General features: G+C 46.4%; 11 protein-coding genes and 1 tRNA gene. 5 read left to right on the top strand and 7 right to left on the bottom strand.

All coding sequences use genetic code 11. From position 1 onward, the window contains the following. Positions 1 to 117 precede the first annotated feature (117 nt). Entirely contained in the window at positions 118 to 1,908 is a 1,791-nt protein-coding gene (locus AC1DXC_RS01395; RefSeq protein WP_477457332.1) for an alpha-L-fucosidase, read from the bottom strand. A gap of 195 nt (positions 1,909 to 2,103) precedes the next feature. Next, positions 2,104 to 2,177: transfer RNA gene (locus AC1DXC_RS01390), tRNA-Asn, on the bottom strand. Positions 2,178 to 2,298: 121 nt separating this feature from the next. On the opposite strand from AC1DXC_RS01390, the gene AC1DXC_RS01385 reads away from it, so the two are divergent. Both AC1DXC_RS01385 and AC1DXC_RS01380 read left to right on the top strand, forming a co-directional pair. Then, positions 2,299 to 3,213 (top strand): PfkB family carbohydrate kinase, encoded by a 915-nt coding sequence (locus tag AC1DXC_RS01385; protein ID WP_477457331.1) that lies wholly within the window; start codon positions 2,299 to 2,301, stop codon positions 3,211 to 3,213. Positions 3,214 to 3,322: 109 nt separating this feature from the next. Next, entirely contained in the window at positions 3,323 to 4,018 is a 696-nt protein-coding gene (locus tag AC1DXC_RS01380; RefSeq protein ID WP_477457330.1) for a hypothetical protein, read from the top strand. 357 nt (positions 4,019 to 4,375) lie between these two features. Here the strand turns inward: AC1DXC_RS01380 and AC1DXC_RS01375 are convergent, their stop codons facing one another. The 5 genes from AC1DXC_RS01375 to AC1DXC_RS01355 all read right to left on the bottom strand — a co-directional run bounded on the left by AC1DXC_RS01375 (position 4,376) and on the right by AC1DXC_RS01355 (position 8,272). Continuing rightward, a complete protein-coding gene (locus AC1DXC_RS01375) occupies positions 4,376 to 5,374 on the bottom strand; it encodes an ABC transporter ATP-binding protein (protein WP_477457329.1) in 999 nt (332 codons plus the stop codon). A 188-nt stretch (positions 5,375 to 5,562) separates the two neighbouring features. After that, the gene (locus AC1DXC_RS01370; RefSeq protein WP_477457328.1) at positions 5,563 to 5,943 is read right to left on the bottom strand and encodes a GxxExxY protein; all 381 of its coding nucleotides are present in this window, start codon (positions 5,941 to 5,943) and stop codon (positions 5,563 to 5,565) included. Positions 5,944 to 6,079: 136 nt separating this feature from the next. Continuing rightward, complete coding sequence (locus AC1DXC_RS01365) at positions 6,080 to 6,928, bottom strand: outer membrane beta-barrel protein (RefSeq protein WP_477457327.1); 849 nt, start codon at positions 6,926 to 6,928, stop codon at positions 6,080 to 6,082. Between the two features lie 2 nt (positions 6,929 to 6,930). Beyond that, positions 6,931 to 7,719, bottom strand: a complete 789-nt coding sequence (locus AC1DXC_RS01360; RefSeq protein WP_477457326.1) for a hypothetical protein — start codon at positions 7,717 to 7,719, stop codon at positions 6,931 to 6,933. Next, entirely contained in the window at positions 7,703 to 8,272 is a 570-nt protein-coding gene (locus tag AC1DXC_RS01355) for an RNA polymerase sigma factor (RefSeq protein WP_477457325.1), read from the bottom strand. Before AC1DXC_RS01355 ends, AC1DXC_RS01360 begins: the two co-directional genes overlap by 17 nt. Positions 8,273 to 8,781: 509 nt before the next feature. On the opposite strand from AC1DXC_RS01355, the gene AC1DXC_RS01350 reads away from it, so the two are divergent. From AC1DXC_RS01350 to AC1DXC_RS01340, 3 genes are read left to right on the top strand one after another with little or no spacing between them, the layout of a single operon-like run. Continuing rightward, positions 8,782 to 10,050: a metal-dependent hydrolase family protein gene (locus AC1DXC_RS01350; protein ID WP_477457324.1), complete on the top strand. Its 1,269-nt coding sequence runs from the start codon at positions 8,782 to 8,784 to the stop codon at positions 10,048 to 10,050. Positions 10,051 to 10,077: 27 nt separating this feature from the next. Then, entirely contained in the window at positions 10,078 to 12,273 is a 2,196-nt protein-coding gene (locus AC1DXC_RS01345) for an alpha-galactosidase (protein WP_477457323.1), read from the top strand. Positions 12,274 to 12,329: 56 nt separating this feature from the next. Beyond that, complete coding sequence (locus AC1DXC_RS01340) at positions 12,330 to 12,797, top strand: hypothetical protein (RefSeq protein WP_477457322.1); 468 nt, start codon at positions 12,330 to 12,332, stop codon at positions 12,795 to 12,797. Positions 12,798 to 12,829: the final 32 nt, after the last annotated feature.

The raw sequence follows: 12,829 nt of genomic DNA, 5'->3' as shown, positions 1-12,829 counted from the left end.
GTTCGCTGACAGAATTACTTAACGATATAGATCGGCAGTTGTCCTGGTCAATAGATTTGCTTTCCCTATGTTTCCGAGAACATTACGCGTTGCTAATGATATTCTAAATAAGATATTTTACTTCCTTTCGATCTTAAAGCAAATTGCTGTGTTGAAAGACATACTTTGTGGACAAGTAATGCGAAGAGCATCCCCCTGTTGTTTCCAGTTGATTAGACCATTATAACCAAGCAGGGAAACTGAGCTTACCGTTGTTTTAGTAATACCGTTGTTTTTGCCTAATGATGCTATGGCGAGCTCAGTTCCTGCAGGAGGAACAGTCATGCACCATGCGTAAAGATTCCCATCTTTACCTACAGTGAAACGAAAATCTTCAGAACTGAACTTAAACTCTGCCTGAGCTTTGCGTAACTGGCCAAAAGGCAGTGTTCTTAGTTTTCCGTTTTGCCCTTCACCCAATTTCATCCAAGCTTTGCTGCCATAAATACCCTGACCGTTTATTTTCATCCAGTTTCCCACTTCAGTTAGCATGCGAACGCAGGCAGTATCTAAAGAACCATCAGGCTTCATAGGAATATTTACCGCATAGCATCCGTCCCTTGATACACATTCCAACAAAAAGCGAATTACCGCATCTGAGCTATAATCAAAATCGGGTGCATAGTACCAGTCGCCTACAGCATTTTCACCTATCCATGCTTGATCAGTTTTAATATCTTCTGGATACTTGCCTTCAAATGTTGTAACTACACCTTTACTTCCCGCCGGATGAAACTTAATGATGCTGAACACATCTGTCTTGCCATGTTTTTTTAATGCACGATTGTAGTAAGAAGCAATTACTCGCTGTGCTGCGTCGCTTTTATAACCTGTACCTGTTTTATATCCTGAGAATGGTTGAGTATCGTTGCCATCAGTGTAAATAAAATCAGGATCGTATTTGCCAATCACATCCATTATGCGCAAAGCCCAATTGGTTGTATACCAGTGTGCATAATCAAGGTGCCGGGTAAATATACCTTGGGGTGGTGTCCACATAAAATTGTCAGCTCCTTTGTATTCCCTTAAATTGATACCATAGAGCAGTCGTGGATCATATCCCTCCCACCATTTGCCTTTGCCATCCGCAAGTGTAAGATTGCCATCATAAAGTATTCCTTTTTTTGCCCCTGAGGTATCACTTCTGAAAGCAGACTCCCACCACCACCAAGTGTATTCATGATGAAATGTTACCCCGTAATGCATTCCCGCTTTACGTACAGCTGTCACCCATTCTCCAAGGAAGTCTCGCTTAGGGCCAATGTTCACTGAATTCCAGGGTTGGTATTTAGAATTCCACAAATCAAAATTGTCATGATGTACACCTTGTATGAAAAGAAAGCGGGCACCGGCATCATGATAAAGTTTTACATACCATGCAGGATCAAGTTTAGTGGGATTCCAAGTATGGAGCAAATCCTTATAACCGTTTTCCGATGGATGACCATAATCTTTGATGTGATTTTTGTAGGCCGTTTGTCCCTGGAGGTAAAGACGTCTTGCATACCAGTCGCCACTCATACCAGCGGCCTGCGGCCCGAAATGTACCCAGAAACCAAACTTCGCTTCTCGTAACCAGGCAGGATAATCGCCATAGTTCTCACTAATGGAATTCCAAGTAGGTTTGAATGGGCCAGCAGCCATGGGAAAATTCATCTTTACTTCGTCAAAGCTCGCAGGGTCACCAAAAGGTACGGTTCCGGCAGGAAGTGGAGCACCCACATCGGGGATGGCTGCAGGGGCCGGCAATAACGGCAAACTGTCTATAACAGTAAAGCTGGTTTTACTCAAATGAGAGGATGTACGACAGCTAATAACTATTATTGCCACAATCAACACTACTCCAGCATTCCAGTTTATCAGACGCATATATATTTAATTAAAAAGTTCAGAGAAATTATAGCTACATGGCTTATCACCTTAAAACTATACCGACACATTTATTACAAGAATTTTCTAAGGGGAAGCTAAACTAAAAATACAAAAACTCCAAAAAAGGCGAAAAATGTGTGAAAAACAAAAAACCCCACTCGCCAGAGTGGGGTTAAATCATTGATTTTGATGCTCCTGAGGCTGGGCTCGAACCAGCGACCCTCTGATTAACAGTCAGATGCTCTAACCGGCTGAGCTACTCAGGAATCTTCCTTTTTTTATACCCCTGAACTCGTCAGCAGTATTTTCCGGTTTGGAGTGTGCAAAAGTATGATTATTGGGGTAATTTCGCAATATTTGCGCAAAAAAAAATTAAAATATTTTCGCATGAGTTTGTTAGTTATTGGTACTGTGGCGTTTGACGCAATTGAGACCCCCTTTGGTAAGACAGATAAAATCGTTGGCGGTGCCGCAACCTACGCCGGTTTGGCCGCTTCGTACTTTTATGATAAGGTGAAGATAGTTGCCGTAGTGGGCGACGACTTCCCCGCCGAGGAGATTGCCGACTTTAACGCCCATAGCATCGACACCGAGGGCCTGCAGATAAAGCAAGGCGAAAAATCGTTCTTCTGGAGCGGCAAGTACCATAATGATATGAACAGCCGCGATACGCTCATTACAGACCTGAACGTACTGGCCGATTTCGACCCCATCATCCCCGATAGCTACCAGGACTGCGAATACCTGATGTTGGGCAACCTTACCCCGCAGGTGCAGCAAACGGTTATCAAACGCCTTAAAAACCGCCCTAAGCTCATCGTAATGGACACCATGAACTTCTGGATGGACATTGCGCTGGATGATTTGCTGGAAACGATCAAGATGATTGATGTGCTTACCATCAACGATGCCGAAGCACGCCAGCTATCAGGCGAGTACTCGCTGGTAAAAGCTGCAAACAAAATATTGGCGATGGGCCCAAAATACCTCATCATTAAAAAAGGCGAGCATGGCGCATTGCTCTTCCACGAGGACCATATCTTCTCGGCCCCTGCCCTTCCCCTTGCCGAAGTTTTCGACCCAACCGGTGCGGGCGATACCTTTGCCGGCGGTTTCATAGGCTATATGGCCAAGGTAGGCACGGTAAACTTCAATAACATGAAGAACGCCATCATCTTTGGCTCCGCGCTGGCATCGTTCTGCGTAGAGAAATTCGGCACCGAAAAAATCAAAAACCTTACCCAGGAAGAAGTTGCCGCACGCGTACAGCAGTTTGTGCAGCTATCAGCTTTTGAAATATAAGCAATTTGTTTTCTGTAACCTTTAAACAAAGGCCCTGCATACCACAGGGCCTTTGTTTTGCATTAGATTTTTTATCTTTAGGTGTTGCAAAAACCAACTTATCAAACCAATGAAGATTAGTAAGCTGCTCTTAATTTTATTGTTTTTTTGGGCACCGGCTGCTGCGTTTGGTGCGGTTATGGCCCGTGGTATCAGCCACAATACATTGGGAAAAGATTCGGTCATGCAAAGAGGAACACTGCGTGCCGGCAAAACAAAATACGAAGTTTTAAATATAGGCAGTGATGACACCGCATATAGAAGATTGTGCATCAAATACAGCAATGGCCTAATCGCTTTCGAATTAAAACCCGAAAATGATATAGCACATTTTACGTTTAAAGATTTTAACAACGACGGGTATCAAGACATTGTACTGGATATGATGGTGGCCGATGCAGGTGAACAGCTACTGGTGTTATATGAGCCTAAGTTGAAAACCTTTGTGTTTGCCGGCAACTGTTCAAATGCAGAAAAAATACCTAACACCATTTATTTCTACACCTATCAGGATTGTTGTGTTGGGCGTAACTGGAGCAGCGATTTATTTCATATCTCCTCGTCGAAGATTATTAACATCGGGCACATCAAATATGACGACGGTTACGGTTTGTCTTTTTATAAAATAAGAGGCAAGAAAAAAACTTTGTTAAAAAAAAGGATGGTCCGCATCAATGGAAATACACCGGTTTTAACCGGGCCACATATCGATTTCGACCGGGGCACCTACTGGGCCAGGCACTGGCGTACTTTTGTTAAAGATTGATAGCTCGCGTTCTGTGTAAGAACAACTAACTATCTTCATTGCCTCTGGTCCTTACATCCTTAATAAAAGCGCAAACCCAACACCCCAGGCAGGATTCAATTTAGTTATGGCGTTCCCTGCGGGCCGCGCTTTCCGCTGCAAATCCTCGCCTTTGCCGGCGCGCACGCCCCCGCACGGCTGTGGGTTTTCCGCTGCAATCCGCTAACGCGGTGTGGTGGAAATAATGAATTCCGAATGTAGAGCATCAAAGTTTTCCAAATCATTACTCGGTGTTGGGCATTCGGTGTCCGATATTATTATCCATAAGTTTTGTATCCTCATCGCCATTCAAAAGCTCCCCCTTTAGAGGCTGGGGGCCTAATACTCCAGCCACTTCTTTACTTTAATACCAATCATATCTCCCGGCTTAAACCTGTCGTTCTCGCCGTTCACCACGCGGATGATAACGCCGTTATATTCCAGCAGCAGATCTTCATAAAAGCCTTTGAAAAGCACTTCGCGTACCGTCCATTGTGTGGCCTCCGGCGTGGTGGTCAGCCTTATCCATTCGGGGTACACTACGACGCTTTCTTTTTGGGTATCTATGCCGCATAAGTTTGCTTCTGCGGGCCTAAGTACGTTGCAATTGCTCAACAATTCGGCAGTGTACAGGTGCTGCGGGCTTTGATAAAGCTCCTTAGGGTGACCCTTTTCTACTATCGCACCACCCCTTATCACCACCAGCTCATCGGCCATCGAGAGCACTTCGGCAGGGTCATGCGATACCATTACGACCGTAATGCCACTTTCGCGTACTATCTGGCGGATATCGTGCTGCAGGCCCTCCCTAAATGAGGTATCTACCTGGTTAAAGGGTTCATCTAAAAACAGCACCTGCGGGCGGGTTATAATGGCACGGGCAATGGCCACGCGTTGTTTTTCGCCGCCGCTCAGGTCGGCCACACGTTTGTAGGCCATTTGCATCATGTTGAGCTGGGTAAGTACGGCTTCGGTTTTTTCTTCCTTAAGCTTTACGTTGGTGCTGGGCAGCATAGCGGCCACGTTATCCCATACCCGGGCAAAAAGGTTCAGGTCATCCGTATGCTGGGTAACCATCTTCATCTCATCGTGGCCGGGAATAAGCTTTTCCTCGGGACCCCATATGCGTTCGCCCTTAAAATAAACCGTGCCTTCGTTTGGCGATAGCAAACCGTATAGCATGCGCAGCAAGGTGCTTTTGCCGCTGCCGCTTTCGCCAATAATAGCGGTTATCTTGCCGGGGATAATTTCAATACTTATATTTTTTACGCCCGATTGGGTGCCCCCTGGGTATATTTTACTTACCGAAACCGCCTGCAAAAAAGGTACATCTGCCATCAAACAAAGATACACACGATTTTGAAAGCATTTTACAGGATTAAGGGATTGATAGATTTCACAGGATTTTTTACTTGCGATAGAGAGAATAGGATTTAACGACTTATAGCTTTGTGGGATTTCTGATTAGGAGACCGTCAAAAATTCATACCCTTTAAATTAGTTGTTGTTTGGCTTGTAGGGCTTAATTAGTTTTTATTGTAAAGCCTTTTGAAATCTAAACTAGGCGCACCGAAGTTGATTAGTAACCCATCAGCTATGTTGTAAACCTCCAGATAATTAATGGCCTGATTTTTATGAATGTCTTCAATTTTATCTAAGGCTTTGATTTCTAACATCACAAGGTTTTCGACGAAAAAATCAACTCTGCGAGTGCCTATCAGTTCATTACGATAGTAGATGTGCATTTCTTTTTCCCGTTCAAATAATAGTCCTTGAAAGGCTAATTCAATCCCCAGGGCTTTTTGATAAATCACCTCTTGAAATCCTGTTCCAATAACCCGATGAACTTCCATCGCACACCCAATTATTTTGTGCGTTAACTCGTTAATATTTGCAAACTTATCCATAATTCAAAGTAGGAATAATTTATCAAATCTAACCGTTTTCAACCCACACCAATCAGCCCGCCTTCCCGAATAGGCAAAAAATCCTGCTTAATCCTTCAATCCCTTAATCCTGTAAAAAATCCTCTTCCAATCGTGTTTACCAACCCACGCTCATCCCAAAGGAGAAGTTCCTTAAACCTTTTTGGGCGGGACTATCATCAAACATATCGTTCATGTAGTAACGGGCAAATACGCCTATGCCACCATAACCTACCCGCACGAAGGGGCCGTAACGAAACTTGGTGAAGTGGTAGTCGCCGCCGCGTTTCTGGCTGCCGTTCTCCTTGCTCTCCTGTAGCAGGCTGCTGCCTAATAGTACGCCCATATCCAGGCCGCCCACAAAGTGGAACCTGCGGCCGTCGGCATCATCGTGCGTGCGGAAATCAAACGCCACCGGTATGCGCAGGTAGCTTGCCCTCAGGCGGTTTTTCGTGTATTTGATATCATCGGGCACAAAAGTGAGTACGTCGCCATCGCGTTGTACGGTGCCGCTTTCGCGCAGGCGCAGGTTAAACCAATCGAAGCCTCCTGCGGTGTATATTCTGAAGGCCGGACTAAAACGATAACTCAGTTGCAGCACATCAAAGCCAATGCTGCTGCTGCGCCACGAGCGGTAATTCAAAAACTGGTTCTGCGGCGACAGTTTAAAGCTGCCGTTATCGTTCAGCGTGGCCAGCCCGATATCGAACCGGGTAAAGGTAAGGCCAAACGAAAAGCCGGGGGCCTTAGAGGCGGTGTAGGTGGTATCGTATTCGTTATTGTTGACGTTTACTTCGGCGACATCCTGCCCTATACCGAATTTGTACTTGTGCCGCTTTTTGCTTTTGATAATGATGATGGTATCGGCATCACCTTTGTCGCTGGAGCGGGTTTTGATGGTATCGGTTTGGGCAAACAGGCTGCTTGCTGCAAAACATATGATGAGGGTGTATATAAATGCTTTCATGATTATTTATTAGTTGCAATAACTTCTTCTTTTTTTACTCTGATGATGCCCAGGTTTATCCCGGTAATCAGCGACTCGTCGTCGTCTTTGTTGCTGAACTCTATCAGCTTATCCTTGCGCTTATCAACCTTGGCCACCACTACGTTTATCAGGTCGCCAAAGCTGCGGATGCGAGGTTTCTTTGGTTGCACGGTAGCAATGGTTTGGGCAGGCAGGGCAGGCACTGTGAGTGCGGCTATGTGCGTATCTTTTACTTCGGCGGTTACGGTTGGCGTAATAGCAGCCTGCGCAAGTGGATCGGGGTTAACGGCCGCCAATATAACATCGTTATGCGCTGTTTGCGGTGCAATTTGCCGAGGTTGTTGCTGAGCAATGGCATCGGTATTCAAGGCCGGCAGGCCGCTGTTTTGTTTTTTGATGCTTTGCTTAACACTGTGCTGCTTTACGGGCAGGCTCACCACGGCTACCTGTTGAATTTGCGGCGCAACCGCTTTAATTTCGGCAGCTTTTGGCACAACGGTGTTTGTCTTTTGGCCGCCGGTATGGTTAAGGGCTATCAACTTTGATGGTTTGGTAATATCGGGCTTTATTTTAGGGATAAAAAACAGCCCCGCGGCAACCAACACCAGTACACTGGCAGCTATACTGATGAACGGCAGGGCCGAGCGGTCCTTTTTATCGATGACAACTTCTGCAGTAATATTATCCCATAACCCTTTGCTTGGCTCTACTTCCAGGTCTCCCAGTTTATTCCGGAACAACTCATCAAAATCCTTATCCTGCATATTCATAGCTTTTTTTTTCTGCCTTTAGTATCTGTTCTTTTAAAATAGCCCTGGCCCTTGATAATTGCGATTTGGAGGCACCCTCGCTAATGCCCACAATTTCGGCAATCTCCTTGTGCGAATATCCGTCGATGGCGTAAAGGTTAAACACCATGCGGTAACCCGGCGAAAGGGTTGTTATCAGTACCAATAAGTCCTTCGCCTCAAGGCTCGATGCTGCAGCTGCATTTACAGATGGCTCCTGCCCTGCCTCGTCGATATCTACAACCTGCATCATGCGGTGGTGTTTGCGGTAATACTCTATAGAACTGTGAACCATTATCCGCCTTACCCAGCCCTCGAACGAGCCATCGCCCCTAAAATCTTCTATCTTTTGGAACACGCGGATGAAGCCATTCTGCAGCATGTCTTCGGCCTCCATACGATCGGTAGCGTAACGCAGGCATACGCCCATCATTTTTGCGGCCAGGCGTTTGTAAAGCATTTCCTGCGCTTTACGCTGCCCGGTTTTGCAACGGTGTACCAGTTCGTCAATAGTGATTTTAGGTTCCAAAAACATCATTTAAAAGTAAGATGGGAAACTGGTTAAAATGGTTGCATGCACAATAAAATAATTCTGACTATTTTGAGAGACAAAAGTAAAGACCCGTTTTACGAGGGCTTGCGAATATAAATGATAATAGCGCTGGAGTTAAAAAAGGAGGTTGGAGACCTGGCGGTAATGTCCGCATCGCGGGTCAACTCCCCCCTCCCTCTCTCTCCCGAAAGAGGAAGACATTGTGGTTATTTTCCGGTTACCACCGCGACGAAAATAACTTTGGCATTAGAAAATAACGAATAGTACTGTTATATTAGACGACTTAAAAGCCCGGAAGCTTGCATAACAGTTAGAAATAGCTGTTACCGGCGCAATTAGCGTTATTATCTAGAGCAAAGCATTTGGTTTAATTCCCTCAATCAAACCCTTGATAAGCAAAATAAAGTAAACTAATTTCCGCATAACCCCGATGCCGGAAAACCTTGCAATAAAGAGCCCTGAGAACTGTAACCTAACTTTCTAATATAGCTATGAAAAAATTACTTGCCCTGCTGATAAGCGCGCTTTTTATCGGCCAAAGCCTTTTTGCGCAAACGCATTACACCCTTTTGAAACCCGACCGCGTTTTCGACGGGCGGGATATGCACGCCGGCTGGTGGGTGCTGGTAAAAAACAAACGCATCGAGGCTGTAGGCCTGCCCTCATCTATCACTATCCCTGCCGATGCAACGGTTATCGAACTAAAAGGCAGTACGCTGATGCCCGGCATGATTGAGGGCCACTCGCACCTTTTTTTGCACCCCTATAACGAAACCAGCTGGGACAACCAGGTGCTTACCGAAAGCCGCCCCGAGCGCCTTGCCCGTGCCATAAACCACGCCAGGGCAACTTTATTGGCAGGCTTCACCACCGTGCGCGATTTGGGCACCGAAGGCGCAGGCTATGACGATGTAGGCCTAAAAACAGCCATCAATAAAGGCATTATACCCGGCCCGCGTATGCTGGTTGCCACCAGGGCTATTGTAGCAACCGGCAGTTATGGGCCAAAAACTGAAGTTACCGACCTTAAACTGATAAAAGGTGCCGAAGAAGCTGATGGTATTGACGGCATAAGCCACGTTGTACGTTCGCAGATCGGTTATGGTGCCGATATCGTAAAAATATATGCCGACTACCTTTGGGGAACCAACGATACTACCACGCCAACTTTTACTTTGGATGAATTGAAAACCGCTGTGCAGGTAGCCAATAGCAGCGGCAGGCAGGTGGTAATGCATTCCAGTACAGAAGAGGGTATGCGCAGAGCGATATTGGCAGGCGCCAGCACTATTGAGCATGGCGACGGCGGTACACCGGAGCTATTTAAACAAATGAAAGCTAAAGGTATCGCATTATGTGCCACTTTATCCGCAACAGAAGCCTATAGCACGTACAGCGGCTGGAAAAAGGGCATCGACCCGGACCCTGCAAGCGTAAGGATCAAAAAAAATATTTTTACCGAAGCCCTTAAATCCGGCGTAACAATTTGTATGGGCGGCGATGTAGGCGTTTATGCGCACGGCGATAATGCCCGCGAAATGGTGCTGATGGTAGAATATGGTATGAAGCCTATTGATGTGTTGCGCTCGGCTACATCTGTAAACGCCCGGGTTTTTGAGTTGAAAGACTTAGGCAACATCAAAGTAAATTATTTAGCCGATATTGTGGCCGTAAACGGCGACCCTTCTACAGATATCAAAGCAGTAACACAAATTACATTGGTAATGAAAGACGGGGTTATCTATCCGCTTAACAAATAAACAAAGCCAACCGATATAACCTGTATTATGAATTTCGTACGCTCATCGTCCCTGCGCCCGGCGCTGATTATTGTCGCACTGACATTTAACAGCTTGTTCGCACTTGCGCAATCTCTCGTTATCCCCATCGAAACCAAAAACAACGCCATCGTACTGCGCGTAGGCGATGATAAACGGCTCAGCATGGTGTATTTCGGCGGCAGGCTAAACAACCCGGGCGAATATGCGGCAGTACCCAAAACCACTAAGCTGGATAGGTACGATAACGTTTACAACTCGGCCTACACCACATCGGGCACGCATAACCTGTTGGAGCCCGCCATTGAGGTTACCCATGCCGATGGCAATAAATCGCTCGAGCTGCAGTACGTAAGCCATACGGTTACCAAAATAAGCGATGATGTATCGCTGCTGAGCGTGCATCTTAAAGATTCGCTTTACAATTTCGAGGTGACGCTGAACTACCAAAGCTATTACGCCGAAAACGTAACCGAGCAATGGAGCGTTATTACCCATCACGAAAAAAAGGATGTGGTGCTGAACAAATATGCATCGGCAAACCTGTACGTACAGGCCGACAGCTACTGGCTGAAGCATTACCATGGCGAGTGGGCACAGGAAATGCGCCCCGAGGAAGAGCAGCTAAACCACGGCATCAAAACGCTGGATAGCAAGCTGGGGTCGCGCGCAGATATCTTTCAGCCACCGGTATTTATGATATCGCTAAACAAGCCCGCCGGCGAAGACGAGGGCCAGGTACTTTACGGCAACCTGGAGTGGAGCGGTAATTTCCGTATAGACCTGGAGGTTGACCCGACCAACAACCTGCGCATTATAGCCGGTGCCAATAACTACGCCGCCAATTACACCCTTAAAGCAGGTATAGCTTTCGAAACGCCGAAATTTGTTTACACCCTTAGCGATAAAGGCAAAGGCGACGCCAGCCGCAATCTGCAAAGCTGGGCACGAAAATACAAGGTGCTCGACGGGCAGGGGCCGCGCTTAACGCTGCTGAACAACTGGGAATCTACCTACTTCGATTTCAATAACGATAAACTTTCTGCTTTGCTGAAAGATACCAAAGACCTGGGCGTTGATTTGTTCTTGCTGGACGATGGCTGGTTCGGCAACAAATACCCGCGCAACGGCGACCATGCTGGCCTGGGCGATTGGGAAGTAAACAAAACCAAACTACCCGACGGCATCCCCTTTTTGGTTAAAGTAGCTAAAGAAAACGGCGTAAAATTCGGCATTTGGGTAGAGCCCGAAATGGTGAACCCCAAAAGCGAGCTGTATGAAAAACACCCGGACTGGGTGGTAAAACAACCCAACCGCCCCGAATTTTATATGCGCAACCAGTTGGTGCTGGATTTAAGCAACCCTGCCGTGCAAAACTTCGTGTTCGGCGTGGTAGATAAGCTTTTTGTAGAGAACCCCGATTTGGCCTACATCAAATGGGATTGCAATGCGCTGATGTACAATGCATACTCGCCATACCAAAAAAACCAAGGCAATTTTTATTTCGACTATGTGCGCGGGCTGTACAGCGTACTGGATAGGCTGCGGGCCAAATACCCAAAAGTGCCCATGATGCTTTGCAGCGGCGGCGGCGGTCGTGTTGATTACGGCGCATTGAAATACTTCACCGAATTTTGGGCCAGCGACAATACCGAGCCTATAGAGCGTGTATTTATCCAATGGGAGTACTCGTACTTTTACCCTGCCCTCACCAGCAGCAACCACGTTACCGATTGGGGCAAGCACCCCATCAAGTTCCGCACGGATGTAGCCATGATGGGCAAGCTAGGTTTCGATATTGTTGTAAGCAAACTGAAACCCGAAGAACTGACCTATGCACACGGAGCATTGGCAACCTATAAAGAATTCAGCGAAGCCATCTGGCACGGCGACCAATACCGCCTGCAAAGCCCATGGGGTAACGATTTTGCATCTGTTATGTATGTAGATGCCGCAAAAAACAACGCCATCATGTTCAATTACCTGGTAAGCAACCGCTACCAGGTCGGCAGCCACCTGCCTATCCGCATGAAGGGCTTGCAGGAAGATAAGCTATACGAAGTAAGCGAAACCAACCTGATGCCCGGCTATAACGCAGGTATAGCCACGGCAACCTATTCGGGCAAATACCTGATGACCGTAGGCCTAAACCCCGAAGTACGCGATGGCCGGAATAGCGTGGTGATTGCGGTGAGGGGGAAATAGGAATTTGAATTTGCATGCCCGCAATAACTTACACAGTTGAAAAAAAAGGCTTTGCGATGATAGCATTCATCGCAATCCTTATCCTTCTTATGCTTATTTATAGCCAACCACCGCTAGGTATTACGATAATAGCAGGTATTGCTACCGCTATCTTCACAACCGTACAGTTACGATGGGAATACACCTACAGCGTGGTAATTGAGACCGATAAAAAACAGGTAAGTGTAGTAACCAAAAGCAGGACGAATACGGTAATAGACACATTATCATTTGGTGATGTATACTTCACTTATAAAAAACGTTTCGATTATTATGGCGGCAGTATGTGGCACGTCGGCATGAAGCCGCCTAGGAATATTCTCCAAATGGAATGCAAGCACAAAACCCTGGCAATTTTAGTACCCTGGCAGGATGGCTGGGACAACAGGATGATTATGAACCTTGCTAAAGACCTCGCAGCAGCGGGCGTAAAACAAGTGGTAGATAAAGGAAATGATAATGAGATTGTGGTAATTCCTGCATAAATATAAACCTTACCGCTATATTGCCATAACTA

The organism is Mucilaginibacter sp. P2_D11 (assembly GCF_056404435.1).
This window is presented reverse-complemented; position numbering and strand designations above follow the sequence as displayed.